This window comes from Proteus terrae (genome assembly GCF_003144325.1).
Classification (GTDB): Bacteria; Pseudomonadota; Gammaproteobacteria; order Enterobacterales; family Enterobacteriaceae; genus Proteus; species Proteus terrae.
Map to the genome: position 1 here is coordinate 237,132 of NZ_PENS01000007.1, position 14,262 is coordinate 251,393.

The following is a 14,262-nucleotide window of genomic DNA, read 5'->3' on the forward strand; positions in this document are numbered from 1 at the left end:
GTACTCAATTAAGAATGTTGCACCGCTTTATAATCTGTAAATCCGTGGGGAACAACATTCATCTCAGGTTGGGCTTCTTTGCTTCCCAGATCGGATAATTTACCAAAAGATCCACCAGCAAAAGGTAACACTTGTGTTAATCCTTCCACTTTCACAATTTGATAAAACTGTGGCAAGTTAAAATTAATAAAGCTTGAGCCATATGTGAATCGGTCATGAGATGAAGAGTAGAAACGGCTAACATCTTTTACTAACTCTTCTTTACTTCCCTCACAATGGGAATAAATTTCAACGCGATTTGCTTCATCTAAGATATAGATATTAAAGACATTATTATCTTCTGTGGTTTCAAAGAAAAATTGAATAATCCCTTCGCAAGCAAAACCATCAATCACCGCAGGTAAATAGCGAGCATCTTTATCTAATTTAACCGGCAATCCATGAAGTTTGTTATATGAAATTGCACCATAAAACTCGATCGCATTTTCTAATTTTTGTACCGACACATTGAGGCGTTCAAAGAACAATCCCCACGTTTGCCCAGCAATACGTAAAGCTTTAAAACGTCCTGGCTCCAAACGATTTGTTGATAACCGCAATTCAATACATTCCGAGACTAACTGCTGAACACGAGTACGAATTAAACCCCGCAAATGTTGGCTATAACAAAATACTTCAACAGAAGCAGGTGGAGCCGCATCTTGGTGCATTTTACCTAAAATCGTTTTTAGCGATTCCAACATAGATTGTGTACCACTGAAATGAAGGGTTCTGACCTCATTCCAAGAGTTACGATACAACAAATCAATACTACCAATAAGACACTGCTCTTTTTCACCGAAACTAAAGACATCGAGTTTTCTAAAATCAAAGTGAACCACTTGATCAGAAAAACTCTCTGTTGGGTCAGTTTCCAAATTAACAATAATCGCGAGGTGTCGAATTTCACAAGGGCTATACAGTGCTTTCGGTGTTGGTGCAGGTAAACGAATTGGGAAATGGCTCGACATATCCCTAACTAATTCATGCAGTTTTATTTCATCACAAGAGGATTCCCCTTGATGAATATAAACTCGAGACTCTTTAGTTAACAACCCATTAAAGTAAGACCATGCCACTAATTTATTTAAATAGCGGTTATATTCTAATGGTTGATGTCCAACGATATTTTCAAAATCAGGGGCACGATTATATAAATACCATCCGCTACGATTTGCTCGGCCTTGTGGTACATAAATAAAGGTTAAATGTGACTCTGACAAATCAGGTGATATCTGTGGATTAACCAGTGTAACTTTACCGGGTAATGCCTCAAATGCAGCGTAAAGTTTGCGAGTTAAGACACCAATATCTTGCGGGCTTGCACTAACACTTAAATTATTACGACGCGCAAAACGAATAAGATTTCGATAGCTTTGCATCATCGTATCTAATAATTCATTGTGTGCATCGCGCACTCGCTCGATTTTCCAACTATCACGCGTATCAAGTATGGTTAAGCGTTCATTATCCCATTGCCATTGAGTGACCAATTGCGATAAGACTTGTCGTCTCCAACCTTCTGACTCATTTTGTGTTTTTTCGTTAGATAATTTTTCACACACTTTCAGGTAGAAGCAGCGACGGATAAGATCAAGGCGAGTTAAATCATTGATAGAAACCAAATAGCGAGTGACACGCTCAAGCATCATACAATAAGCATCTAAACCGTAGTTGACGATTTCGCCACGATGTAGATGTTGTTTCATTTCTAATGCCAGCAATTTCCCATTAGGATAGTCCGCTGAATAGGCTTCTAATAAAATACTTTTTAGTACCGCTTTATAAGGTGAATCGACACTTTTATAGAGTTGCCATAAACTTGCGCCAAAATACTCTTCAGCAGAAAGTTCACCTAAACCCCCTAGATCTAGCCATTCATTTGGCGTTAATACACCTTGGGCATAAAGGGAGTTAACATATTCGTCATAATGATTCTCTTCTTCAATAGGCACCATCGCCCATAGCAAGCGCTTACCTGCTAGACGTACCGCTGTACGATAAAACTCATCAAGTAAAAGAATATGTTGGGTAGAGCCACAATCTTCTCCACCTAAGCTACCGCTTGCATGATGACGAAATCTATTTTCATCAATTAAAAAAAACGTAACATCAATACCAAGTTCGCCAGCCCATTGTTCAATCAATTGGCATTTGCGTTGTAAAAGTGCACGTTCACCTTGATCCAGCCATGATTGATGGCAGACCCAAATATCAATATCGGAGCAGTGACTTTGACCAATAGAAGAAGTACTCCCCATTGAATAGATGCCAGTAATTGGCAACTCTCCATTGGCGTATCCATCCATCGGATTATCACATAATGCGTTAACCAGCTTATTCGCCCATTGACGTTGCATGTCATCAGGTTCAAAGAAACATGTACCGTGAGGAACATTTCCTTGTATGTAGCCGGGCAACTCAGGATGGTGGTAATGTAATAAAACAGGAATTAAACCATAGACCTGTTTAAAAACATCACACATCGATGCAAATGCTCGTTCCAGTCTGAGTTGATTAATCGCATCCAGCCGTTGCTTCAGTGTTTCAATATAAAGATACAAGAGTTTCGCCTGAACAATACTAAGAAGATAGTAGAATCTGAATTTATAAGTGACCAAGGTTGAGTTAGGTATATTAATAGATAAAACTTTACTAACAAAATCTCGGAAACGTGATCAATTTAACACCTTGAGCGCAAGGTGTAAAGAGGAACTCAAAATATAGCACCAAGATCTAAAAGTGATATTTAAGCGCTTAATCGTGTAAAGCCATTGAGTAAACACCTTTATAATCATAAAGATAAGCTATTTCACTTATAAAAAAAATGATAAAAAAAATCTCTCAATCCTCCCTTTACCCCACAAAAACCCCTGTTTACTTGAGGATGAAACTAAAAATAAATTTTGACAAAACATAAAAAATAGATAAAAAACAAAAAATAGAAATAACTTATTGATAGTAATGGATTATTCTTATTTTTTGATTATTTTCTATATTTCCAATTAAAATAAGAATTCTATTTTTAATATTTAGATAATAATATTTAAAATAATATTTAATTTTTATTAATTATTTATTTAATTTAAGATTAAATTCTTTCCTTTATTTTAATTATTTCTCCTTCTTTTATTTAATAATAATTTTGTTAAAATTTATCGTATTTTTATATATTAAAAAATAATAAGGAAGATAAGCGAATTTAAAATAATGGTTGTTTTATCAATATGTTCAGATTAAATATGATATTTACATCATCTTCCATTTGCTGAATGTTAAATAAATTAGCTTGATGTTTCTTTTTTGTAAATAACCACACTTTTTATATAGCTATAAGAAGAATAAATTTCTAAAAATAACTAAACTCAATAGTGTTCATTAATAATTTACTTATTTTCTATTTCCTTTTTCTTTTTTTCTTTTTCGATGATGACCTCATTTCTTTCGTTATGATCATGACACAAAGCACCTTAACTGGAAAATTGGGGCTTAAAGTGTTAAAACAATGCCTTATTTCTAAACAAAAATATCGCTAATCGCTCGGAAGAGATAATACTATTATGTCAAAAAGTACCATCCGTATTGCTACCCGCCAAAGCCCTCTTGCTATGTGGCAGGCACTTTATGTGAAAGAACAACTACAACTTACTCATCCAGGTTTAGTCGTCGAATTAGTACCGATGGTCACTAAAGGTGACATCATTCTAGATACACCTTTAGCTAAAGTAGGTGGCAAAGGGCTATTCGTAAAAGAATTAGAACTTGCTCTACTTGAATCACGGGCAGATATTGCCGTTCACTCTATGAAAGATGTTCCAATTGATTTCCCAGAAGGTTTAGGATTAGTTACTATTTGTGAACGCGAAGATCCCCGTGATGCTTTTGTCTCTAATCATTATGATTCTTTAGAAGAACTGCCAGCAGGCAGCATTGTAGGTACATCCAGTTTACGCCGCCAATGCCAATTAAAAGCACAGCGCCCGGATCTAATTATTCGTGATTTGCGGGGCAATGTAGGTACTCGCTTAGGAAAATTAGATAATGGCGATTACGATGCCATTATTCTTGCTGTTGCTGGCTTAAAGCGCCTAGATCTTAACGAACGTATTCGCACACCATTATCCGCAGAGCAATCCTTACCCGCGGTTGGACAAGGAGCTGTTGGAATTGAGTGCCGCTTAAATGACAATGAAACTCGCCAGCTATTAAGTGCTCTCAATCACACACGCACCGCTGTTTGCGTTAAAGCGGAGCGTGCAATGAATACACGTCTTGAAGGCGGTTGCCAAGTTCCCATTGGAAGCTATGCCATTTGGCAAGATGATAAAATTTGGTTACGTGCTTTAGTCGGTTCTCCTGATGGCGAAACAATTTTACGTGGCGAGCGTTTAGTTACTCCAGAAGAGGCCGAAACGGCGGGTATCTCATTGGCTGAAGAGCTTTTAGATAAAGGTGCTCGAGCTATTTTAACCGCAGTGTATCAAGGCAACACGCCTGCATGAGTATTTTAGTCACTCGCCCCAATCCAGCAGGAGAGGCATTAACTCAGCGCTTAATTGATGCGGGGAAAACAGCCTTTCAAGCGCCTTTAATCGAGATCACCGCGGGTCGTGAACTCCCTTTATTAGATGCTAAACTAAAAGGATTAAGGGCGGGTGATTGTATATTTTTACTTTCCAAAAATGCGGTGTCATACGCAAACTGGCAGCTAAATCAATTACAACAATCATGGCCAGATACGCTATCCTATTATGGAATAGGCCAAAGCACAGCGAAAGATTTCCAACATTTAAGCAGTCTTCCAATTTGCTACCCTGAGCAAGGAGAAACCAGTGAAGATCTTCTCCAACTTCCTGCACTTAATCAGGTGAAAAACAAACGAATATTACTGCTTAGAGGTAACGGTGGTCGTGACTTACTCGCAACAACATTGAGTCAACGAGGTGCGATCGTAGATGAATGTGAATGTTACCAACGCCTATTTATTAATTATTCTCCTGAAGACTTTGCGCTTCAATGGGAAAAAGCACAGGTTGATACGCTTGTTGTCACTAGCGGTGAAATGTTACAACAACTCTTTGATCTGGTCGCTGAATCTAAAAAAGCATGGCTGTTAAACTGCCATTTACTTGTGGTCAGTGAACGATTAGCAACAATAGCAAAAACATTAGGGTGGGAAACAGTCACCGTTGCTGAAAGTGCCAATAATGATGCTTTATTTCATGCATTAATATAGAACCTAAATGAGACGCCGATATGACGGAACAGAAAAATACGAATGATAATGACTTGCCAAAAGGTGCAGCTAAAGCTGATGAGAATGTCCGCTATCAGGAAGTCAAACCTGTTAATAACAAGCGCTCAGGTCTAATTGGAAGTGCTGTTGCTATCCTGGTTATTTTGGCAATCGGTGGTAGCCTTTACTATTACACCAATCAACAAGCATCAAAGCTGAGTGTAGAAAATCAATCACTCAAATCTGAGCTTGCCCAATTACAACAACTCCAAAACACTTATCAACAACGCTTTGACAATATTGATAGCATGTTTAACTCACAAAAACAGACTATCGATAAATTACAAAATGAGCGCCAAACAACAGAGCGTCAAATTCAAGATCTACAAACACGATTTGCCGCTATTTCCAGTGCGGACGTCAAAAGCTGGTTATTAGCTCAAGCCGATTTTATGGTGAAAATGGCTGGTCGTAAGTTATGGAATGATCAAGATGTCGTAACCGCTGTAAGTCTACTAAAAGGTGCCGACAGTAGCTTAGCGGAAATGAACGATCCAAGTTTACTTGAGATCCGCCGTGCTATTAATGAAGATATCAGCAGTTTAGCCGCGCTCACCAAAATAGATAATGATGGGATCATCTTACAATTAAACCAGTTAGCGAATCAGATTGATAATCTTCGTTTAGCGGGCTTGGAGCGTAACGGCTCACCAATGGATAAAAACGACGAAACCATTTCAGGTTCACTTTCTGATTGGAAACAAAATCTAAGTAAGAGCTGGAAAAGCTTTATGGATGATTTTATTACCATTCGTCGCCGTGATACCGCAGCAGTTCCTTTATTAGCACCTAATCAAGATGTCTATTTACGTGAGAATATCCGTTCACGTTTATTAATTGCTTCTCAAGCCGTGCCTCGTCACCAAACTGAAACTTATCAGCAATCTCTGGAAGCGGTATCCACTTGGGTACGAGCTTATTTTGATACCTCTGATCCAAGTACAACCTCATTTTTAGATATGGTATCTGAATTAGAGAAACAACCTATTACGCTTGCAATGCCATCAGAATTGAAAAGCCCGACACTGCTAGAGAAACGTGTAGAAAAGCAAATTCGCAATTTACTGGCACAAAATGAGTATGCAGAGCCACAAGTGGCTGAAGCGCAAGCTGTTGAAGCTCAAGATGCCCAACCCGTAGAGGCTGAGCATAATGCATCAGAGAACGAGCAAGATGCTGCGGCTGATAGCGCAACGGCTGATACGCCAGTAACACAACAAGGAGAATAAGCTTATGTTAAAAATACTGCTCCTTTTTGTGGTGCTTATTGCCGGCATCATTTTTGGCCCACTCTTGGCAGGCCACCAAGGTTATGTGCTTATACAAACTGATGATTGGGATATTGAAACCAGTGTAACCAGCCTTGTCATTATGTTTGTTTTACTGCAATTAGCACTGTTACTCATTGGTTGGAGCTATCGCCGTTTTATTGGTACAGGCTCAAAAGCATATAGTTGGTTTTCTTTCCGTAAACGTAATCGTGCACGTAAACAAACCAGCATGGCATTAATGAAATTAGCGGAAGGTGATTTTAAAGAAGTTGAAAAACTGATGAGCCGTAATGCAGATTATGCAGAACAGCCCGTTGTAAACTACCTGTTAGCCGCTGAAGCCGCACAACAACGTGGTGATGAATTCCGAGTTCAGCAACATCTTGAACGTGCTGCAGAACTTGCCGATACCAATCAGCTTCCTGTTGATATCACACGAGTGCGTATTTTATTAGCACAAAACGAAAATCATGCAGCACGTACTGGGGTTGATGAATTATTAAATCAAGCACCACGCCATCCAGAGGTGTTACGTCTTGCAGAAGTCGCTTATACACGAACAGCGGCTTGGCAAGCATTGCTTGATATCATTCCTTCTATGCAAAAAATTGCATTACATACGGATGATGAACTTGAGCAATTACGCCAAAAAGCCTATATCGGTATTATGGGACAGAAAATGTCCGAAAATGGCTGTGATGGGCTGAAGAATTGGTGGAAAGCGCAACCGCGTAAAGTACATCACGATAATGCATTACGTGTCGTTTTAGCTGAACACCTTATTGAGTGCAACGATCCAGAGACTGCTCAAACGATCATCTTAGACGGAGTTAAACGTCAGTATGATGAACGATTGATCTTACTATTACCTCGTTTAAAAAATACAGATGCCAATGTTATTTTGAAAGTACTCAATTCATTAATTAAACAACATGGGCCAACGCCATTACTCAATAGCACATTAGGTCAGATTGCAATGCAACAAGGACAATGGGCTCAAGCTGAAGAGGCCTTCCGTAATGCGTTAAAGCAACGTCCTGATGTCCATGACTTTGCGTGGCTTGCTGATGCATTAGATAAACAGAAAAAATCTGAAGAGTCGGCGAAAGTGCGTAAAGATGCTTTATTAATGACACTGAAAAAAGATTCAGTCATTTTTGAAGAGCCGAAAAAAAGTAAATAAACTCATTCGATAAGAACGTGATCATAAATTGTTTGATCGACTGATTAAAAAACCCTCTTTTTTGAGGGTTTTTTATTTGATTTAAAAGCCATGTTGAAATAGTAACACCACTTCTACACATAAAGTCAAAAATACATACACCCAAGCAATTCGATAAAAACGAGTGGGTATTCCCTTCCCATTTTCTTGCTTAAATGACAGGTAATGTTTTCTCGCATGATAAAACACAACAATATAAATCAGAGCGATCCCCTGACAAAGAAAAGCCATATATTTAGCCCATGATTTGCCACCAATAATGAGCATGATAAGAGGGATCAAAAAGAATAATAATGGGCCAAACTTCTCTATAAGAAAGAGTTTTTCTTGTGCAAGATATGCTTTTTGTTTATTTATCATAATGATGCTATCTCCAATCTACCCTTGCGCTGGATAATAGCGTGATAATGCGATGAATACAAAATGGATGTGTGATTGCTATATAAAAAAACGCCTGTATAAAACTATACAGGCGCATAAATATACAATCAGGTCTACAGACGGATGGTGCCTCACTCAACGTTTCGTCCTGTTGATGATGAATGATGTTCATCGTTAACGTGGACGTAGGCACCGAATAATCGGCTCTGCATCATTCCTAGGTTTATGAAGCCATACACTGTCATAAGGAGTGGAATGAGCATCTACAAGATAAATATTGCATTAAGCGTGCCAATTTTTCATTTTTTATTAAAAATATTCTCTCTCTAAAAAAGCATAAGGTAACTTATTGAATTTTAGTTTTCCTTTCCGGCTTCACTCATTTTCAATGATAAAAAAGCTATGTCCTGTGCTTTCATCATGCTATTGCTAAATAGAAAAGAAAATATAGGGTCTGATATACGTCTCTTTTTCACGACAAGAAAAACACACCAACTATTTAATCACATAGAATCAATAGGTTAGGTGTCTCCTATTGGAGACATTAAAAATGACAAGTGTTGGCATTTACCGACAGATAAAATAAAAGACTTATATTTCATATGATTATAACCAATTATTTTACGTATTTTACCTATCTTTTTATAAAGATTAAAATTCAGCAATAAATTAAATTCTTAATAATCCTTAAGTGACAAGGGTGGCATTTTTGTTAAAAACGTCATTTGGGCTTTCTTATCTGGAACACATAACAATAAATAAAAAAGATAAAAAGAGTAACGAATTATAGAAGTAGAAGTAGAAGTAGAAGTAGAAGTAGAAGTAGAAGTAGAAGTAGAAGTAGAAGTAGAAGTAGAAGTAGAAGTAGAAGTAGAAGTAGAAATGGTGTCACGGCTTTTAAAAAGGCAAATCGTAGATACGAAAAAGCCTCGATATAATCGAGGCTTTTTCTTATTGGTCGGCGAGAGAGGATTCGAACCTCCGACCCACTGGTCCCAAACCAGTTGCGCTACCAGGCTGCGCTACTCGCCGTCTGTATCACTGTTCTTATCTTGTTTATTGGTGCGAAGGGGGGGACTTGAACCCCCACGTCCGTTAGGACACTAACACCTGAAGCTAGCGCGTCTACCAATTCCGCCACCCTCGCATAAACAATAACTAAGATAAGATGGGGTGGCTAATGGGACTCGAACCCACGACAACTGGAATCACAATCCAGGGCTCTACCAACTGAGCTATAGCCACCATAACAGCTATCTTATTACTTCTTACAACAACGTTCTTCACCGTAACTCTTAGCACGCTTTAATGGCGCGCCCGACAGGATTCGAACCTGAGACCTCTGCCTCCGGAGGGCAGCGCTCTATCCAGCTGAGCTACGGGCGCTTCACGCCGTTGCGGGAGAGGATAGTACGGATTTACGCTCTGTCTGTCTAGTGCTTTTTGAAAAAAAAAGTTTGTTTGACGATAGTTTGTGCATTTCGTCGATAAATGGAGCGTTTTTACACACTAAACGCCCCGTTAGTATAATAATTAAACAATCAAGATGCTAGATAGAAGCGTGAATAAATCATTTACTCAGTCATACCTAACAAAAAAAACGCAATCCCTGTTACAATTTATTGAAATAGTAGTACCCAACGAATTTTAACAGCTTAAATTGACGCTTAATTCGGCTTGGTTGTGATAACAAACGATATAACCACTCTAATCCAAGGTTTTGCCATGCTTTTGGTGCTCTTTTAACATGGCCTGTAAACACGTCATAAGTTCCGCCAACACCCATGTATAAAGCATCAGGGTAAATTTCACGACATGCACGAATAAATAACTCTTGCTTAGGTGATCCCATCGCAATAGTTACTATCTTCGCACCTGAGGCCTTTATACGCTCAAATAACGCCTCTCTATCTTGTGGTGTGAAGTAACCATTCTGGCTACCCACAATATTTACGTTCCATTGCGCTTTAAGCTTATCTTCGGTTTGAGAAAGAATTTCAGGTTTACCACCAACAAGAAAAACAGGTGTTCCCTCTTTGCCTGCTCTTTCCATTAACGCTTCCCATAAATCCGCACCTGCGATACGAGAAACATTTGCATCAGGATATTTACGACGAATACCTCGCACTACACTAATACCATCCGCATAAAGATAATCAGCTTCATTGAGTAGCTCATTAAGTGCTGAGTCTGTTTCTGCTGTGAGAATTTTTTCTGCATTAATGGCAATCAGAGAGCCACTTTTTATTTGTGCTCCTTCATAGAGATAATCCAGAAAATGAGCCATATCGCGAAATCCCCAGATATTATGTCCGCGGATTGAATACTTCGGAATTGAATTGGATCCCATTACTTTTCCTTTTTCTCTAAACAACGAGGTTCACTTTGTATTTGACGAGTCACGTAATTACGCACTAACCCCGCGCTTTCAAATAACCAATAAAGCAGTTTGGCAACCACCAAACATAAACCAAAAATTAAACAGAAAAACACAACGCGAGAAACAAAAGAATCAACACCTTCTCGTGCCAAAACAATCATATTAAAAATAGCCCCAAAGCAGAAAGCTTGCAGAATAGCCGATTTATAACGGTTGCTTTCATTGAGCCCTTGCTGATATAGCCAATCAAACCACTTAATAATCAGTCCTACAACAATCGCACCCAATGGGATGAAGGCAATGCCCCCCATAACAACCAGAGAGCCAATTAAGGTCGGTGAAATAGCAAGACCCGCATGGTAATTAAGTACTTCCCATGTAAAATAGTTTGCTGAATTCAGCACTACATCTGGGCGTTCTGGCCATACCCAAGAAGGAATAAAGACATAAAAATCACGAATAATCGGTGCAAGTCCTTGGAACTCAATCTTGTCATAATTATTAAGTAATAAAGCTAGATTTTCCCAAGGAGAGAACGTATCACGAGTGAGGTATAAGAAAGTATAGAATGCCTCTGCACCACTCACATCAAGGCCATAGCGTTTTAACGCCAACCAGAACATTCCAATAATACTCATAACCCCAGCGGCAACCAGCATCCATAAGGTAATCCAGCCTCGAACAATACCGATAAACAAAAACAGCGCAAAAGCGATGATGATATTAGCGCGGGTTCCGCCCACGATAATGTAGGTTAAGATCCCAAAACCCACCGTTGCACAGAGGAAGAAAATCCACCGTTGTTGAGTGGGTTTTAAGAAATAAACCACCAGCATTGCGGGGATAAAAAAATAGAAAAAGCGCTTAAGCGCAACACCTGATACTTGACTTGAAAAAATTTGGCTATACGTTTTGAGCTTAAAGAGTAAAAAGCCATTTTGTAGAAAGAAAATTCCCACAGTTACAAACGCTATTAATGCCAATAAAATCCAAGTAAGGTTGGTTTCTACTCTATTCATCGTAAATAGCGACCTAGAAGGGCCGTCAACCGATTTTCTCAGCCTTACCTTATAGGTTACATAATAAATGGCATAGAAGCTTGTAGAGGCTAATAGCGCGTATAATAATGAATCAACGGGTACAACTGCGACATCAAATTGGAATACCAACATACAAGTCAGTGGGAAACCAAAATAAAAGGTCAGCAGATAGAGCATTGAGAAAAAAACATTAAAATTAAAGCGAACTCGACGAAACTCTTGATAAGTCAGCAATAAAATAAAACTCAAAGAGATAAAATAAACAAGTGTTAAGCCACCCAGTTCCGCCAATGTCATTGCGGCTCTCCTGTGCTCATCTCAATTAACTCTTTCCAACCATCCGTGAAATTAGGCGCAAAGAAGGCAATATTTTGGCGATCAAGCATCAGCAATTGACGTTTAGCCTCTTCAATCAGCGCAATATCTAATTTGTCCCCAGAGAAAAAAACAGGAACACTTTGCTCAGTTAAGTCCTGCCAAAATGGATTTTGACGACTAATAACAAAAGGGATCGCAAATTGAATAAGCAGACAAAGCGTGCCAATACCTTGTTGACGGTGGAAAATAAAATAGCCTAAATCGCATGTTTTTAATAACGCGAGATAATCATCAAATGCCAATTTGTCACGTAATATTTCAACCTGATTATAGGGAAGCAATTGGCTAGCTGCTTGGGCTACTTCATTAATATAAACGTGATTATTTTCAGGATATCCCATTGGAATAATCACTTTTGCTCGCGTTCCATATTGCTCGGCAATTGCCTGTAAAGCTTCAATATGGCGATTCGATCTATCCCCTGAATTACCCACAATAATGGTGAGCTGTTTCTCATCAATAGGCGCTTTTTCTGTCACCGTAAGCGCAGGATCCATTCTTGTTGGGAAATAGAGCAAACTGGCTGGAATATTAACGTTAAATTGTGCGAAGTAATTCAGATCACCTCGTGTACCAAATACTCGGCCCACACGTTTTTGGGCGAGTTTACGAAGAAGATAGAAGAGTTTAAATTTTAGCTGTTTAGAATCCTGATATAAATCAGCACCCCAAATATGCCACCAAAATTGATGACGTTTGATCTTGCCAGTTAATAATGCCAACCAAATAGGCGCATTAAACTGACCTAAAAAAAGGAATCGTTGATGGGTATCGGCTTTGGCTAATGTGACCACTCTCTGTGCAACCTGCTTTTTATCAGCTAAACACTCAATATCTAAAGCTGGGTAGCTTTCTTGCAGTGAAGTATTTTTACTGGCAACGATAAAACGAGGTTTATACGTTAACCCCGCCTCAGTCACGAGGTGGTCGTTAAAAAACCGTAACATTGTATTGTTATGATGCACAATGTCTGAACCTAGTACGTAAATCAAAGTTGTCATTTGCGCCTGCAATAAATCACGAAAACAGAACTACAGAGAAGGAAGTAAATAATATACGTTGCCATATAGGCTTGAGCGGCACCTAATGCGCCATGCTCAGGAATAAGCCAACGCGAAAATAGCGTCAATAGGGCAAACTGGCTTACTTCTGTAAGGATATAAAAACGTAGTGCCGCTTTTGCGATGACCAGATAACCAAAGACATAAGCGCCTACTTTTAAAACATCGCCAACGAGTTGCCATGCAAATAAATCACGCATAGCGACAAATTTATCTGAAAACAGTAACCAAATCGCAAAATCACGTAATAACCACACCATAAAACTCGCTGTAGCTACTGCAGGTAATACAAACTTCAGTGATTTAACGATCTCTTTAGTAATATCACTTTTTTGCGTTAATCGAGAGAGTGTTGGCAATAAATAAACAGAAAAAGATGCGGTAATAAATTGCAAATAAGCATCTGAAATACTGGTCACCCCCTGCCAAATTCCTACGTCTTCCCAGCTATAGTGTTCAGCAAGTAAGTTACGCATCATGATATAAGCAACGGGTAATGTAATCGATGTTAGTATCGCCATAATGGTAAACTTACCAAGATGACTTGCTATCGCCTTATCCCAATGAGGTTTAAGCTCGCTTAAAGCGAAGCGCTTACGCTTTACTACTAAAAATGTAGCAGGAAATAAAATAAGTGCTGGTACTAATGCAAGCCCAATTAATGCACCGTGATAACCCGCAAACAAATAGCACAAATAATAAGCAATAACACCAATAATACTACCAGCAATCACTGATAAGGCATTACCTGCCGCATCACGGTAACCTTTTAAGATGGCAAGAAAATAGTTGCTATATGCTATCCCCATTTGAATAAAAGCAACGGCTCTTACAATATCCTGATATTGATGATAATCATCACCAAATAACACTTGACTAATGGGAGCAGAAAAAAGAAGAAATAAAATAGCTAGTAGTGTGGAAAACAGCAAAATCATGGATGATGAAGTACCCAACACTTTTTTGCGTTGAATGTCATCATCCTGATATTGTGCGATTAATTTCGTCACACCATTAAAAATACCCGCACCAGATAAGACACCTAGTACGGTGATTAATTGACGAAAATTACTTGCTAACCCGACCCCTGTTGGCCCAAAAGAGACTGCAAGTAACTTGACGACAAGCAGACCAGCCCCGATTTTTATCAGGGTTGATCCAGCTGTCCAAATTGATGCTTTGGCTAACGACATA

The 14,262-nt window shown here is 38.8% G+C and carries 10 protein-coding genes and 4 tRNA genes; 4 read left to right on the forward strand and 10 right to left on the reverse strand.

The window, feature by feature from the left end; all coding sequences use genetic code 11:
• Positions 1 to 8: 8 nt before the first annotated feature.
• A complete protein-coding gene (locus DK857_RS08790) occupies positions 9 to 2,603 on the reverse strand; it encodes a class I adenylate cyclase (RefSeq protein ID WP_109401994.1) in 2,595 nt (864 codons plus the stop codon).
• 996 nt (positions 2,604 to 3,599) lie between these two features.
• On the opposite strand from DK857_RS08790, the gene hemC reads away from it, so the two are divergent.
• From hemC to hemY, 4 genes are read left to right on the forward strand one after another with little or no spacing between them, the layout of a single operon-like run.
• Positions 3,600 to 4,541 carry a hydroxymethylbilane synthase gene (gene hemC, locus DK857_RS08795; RefSeq protein ID WP_109394752.1) on the forward strand — a complete coding sequence of 314 codons (942 nt, stop codon included), beginning with the start codon at positions 3,600 to 3,602 and terminating at the stop codon, positions 4,539 to 4,541.
• On the forward strand, positions 4,538 to 5,275 hold the full coding sequence (hemD, locus tag DK857_RS08800; protein ID WP_109394753.1) for a uroporphyrinogen-III synthase: 738 nt from the start codon (positions 4,538 to 4,540) through the stop codon (positions 5,273 to 5,275). The genes hemC and hemD overlap by 4 nt, the downstream gene beginning before the upstream one ends.
• A gap of 20 nt (positions 5,276 to 5,295) precedes the next feature.
• On the forward strand, positions 5,296 to 6,564 hold the full coding sequence (hemX, locus tag DK857_RS08805) for a uroporphyrinogen-III C-methyltransferase (RefSeq protein ID WP_109401995.1): 1,269 nt from the start codon (positions 5,296 to 5,298) through the stop codon (positions 6,562 to 6,564).
• Between the two features lie 4 nt (positions 6,565 to 6,568).
• Positions 6,569 to 7,789, forward strand: a complete 1,221-nt coding sequence (gene hemY / locus DK857_RS08810) for a protoheme IX biogenesis protein HemY (RefSeq protein WP_075674236.1) — start codon at positions 6,569 to 6,571, stop codon at positions 7,787 to 7,789.
• An 81-nt stretch (positions 7,790 to 7,870) separates the two neighbouring features.
• Here the strand turns inward: hemY and DK857_RS08815 are convergent, their stop codons facing one another.
• From DK857_RS08815 to wzxE, 9 genes are all read right to left on the reverse strand, one after another.
• Positions 7,871 to 8,188, reverse strand: coding sequence for a hypothetical protein (locus DK857_RS08815; protein WP_109394757.1), 318 nt, complete (start codon positions 8,186 to 8,188; stop codon positions 7,871 to 7,873).
• A gap of 976 nt (positions 8,189 to 9,164) precedes the next feature.
• A tRNA-Pro gene (locus tag DK857_RS08820) sits at positions 9,165 to 9,241 on the reverse strand.
• A gap of 28 nt (positions 9,242 to 9,269) precedes the next feature.
• Positions 9,270 to 9,356 (reverse strand) — tRNA-Leu (locus DK857_RS08825).
• A gap of 22 nt (positions 9,357 to 9,378) precedes the next feature.
• A tRNA-His gene (locus DK857_RS08830) sits at positions 9,379 to 9,454 on the reverse strand.
• A 64-nt stretch (positions 9,455 to 9,518) separates the two neighbouring features.
• A tRNA-Arg gene (locus tag DK857_RS08835) sits at positions 9,519 to 9,595 on the reverse strand.
• 226 nt (positions 9,596 to 9,821) lie between these two features.
• A complete protein-coding gene (gene wecG, locus DK857_RS08840; RefSeq protein WP_109401996.1) occupies positions 9,822 to 10,559 on the reverse strand; it encodes a lipopolysaccharide N-acetylmannosaminouronosyltransferase in 738 nt (245 codons plus the stop codon).
• Positions 10,559 to 11,926 (reverse strand): ECA oligosaccharide polymerase, encoded by a 1,368-nt coding sequence (gene wzyE / locus DK857_RS08845; RefSeq protein WP_109395458.1) that lies wholly within the window; start codon positions 11,924 to 11,926, stop codon positions 10,559 to 10,561. Before wzyE ends, wecG begins: the two co-directional genes overlap by 1 nt.
• Complete coding sequence (locus DK857_RS08850; protein ID WP_109401997.1) at positions 11,923 to 13,008, reverse strand: TDP-N-acetylfucosamine:lipid II N-acetylfucosaminyltransferase; 1,086 nt, start codon at positions 13,006 to 13,008, stop codon at positions 11,923 to 11,925. The genes wzyE and DK857_RS08850 overlap by 4 nt, the downstream gene beginning before the upstream one ends.
• The gene (gene wzxE, locus DK857_RS08855; protein WP_109401998.1) at positions 13,005 to 14,261 is read right to left on the reverse strand and encodes a lipid III flippase WzxE; all 1,257 of its coding nucleotides are present in this window, start codon (positions 14,259 to 14,261) and stop codon (positions 13,005 to 13,007) included. Before wzxE ends, DK857_RS08850 begins: the two co-directional genes overlap by 4 nt.
• Position 14,262 lies beyond the last annotated feature (1 nt).

What these genes read in the sequence shown, in the direction of transcription:
- hemD (WP_109394753.1), top strand. Translation starts at nt 4,538, where the DNA reads ATGAGTATTTTAGTCACTCGCCCCAATCCAGCAGGAGAGGCATTAACT.
- wecG (WP_109401996.1), bottom strand. Translation starts at nt 10,559, where the DNA reads ATGGGATCCAATTCAATTCCGAAGTATTCAATCCGCGGACATAATATC.
- wzyE (WP_109395458.1), bottom strand. Translation starts at nt 11,926, where the DNA reads ATGACATTGGCGGAACTGGGTGGCTTAACACTTGTTTATTTTATCTCT.
- hemC (WP_109394752.1), top strand. Translation starts at nt 3,600, where the DNA reads ATGTCAAAAAGTACCATCCGTATTGCTACCCGCCAAAGCCCTCTTGCT.
- DK857_RS08815 (WP_109394757.1), bottom strand. Translation starts at nt 8,188, where the DNA reads ATGATAAATAAACAAAAAGCATATCTTGCACAAGAAAAACTCTTTCTT.
- DK857_RS08850 (WP_109401997.1), bottom strand. Translation starts at nt 13,008, where the DNA reads ATGACAACTTTGATTTACGTACTAGGTTCAGACATTGTGCATCATAAC.
- wzxE (WP_109401998.1), bottom strand. Translation starts at nt 14,261, where the DNA reads ATGTCGTTAGCCAAAGCATCAATTTGGACAGCTGGATCAACCCTGATA.
- hemX (WP_109401995.1), top strand. Translation starts at nt 5,296, where the DNA reads ATGACGGAACAGAAAAATACGAATGATAATGACTTGCCAAAAGGTGCA.
- hemY (WP_075674236.1), top strand. Translation starts at nt 6,569, where the DNA reads ATGTTAAAAATACTGCTCCTTTTTGTGGTGCTTATTGCCGGCATCATT.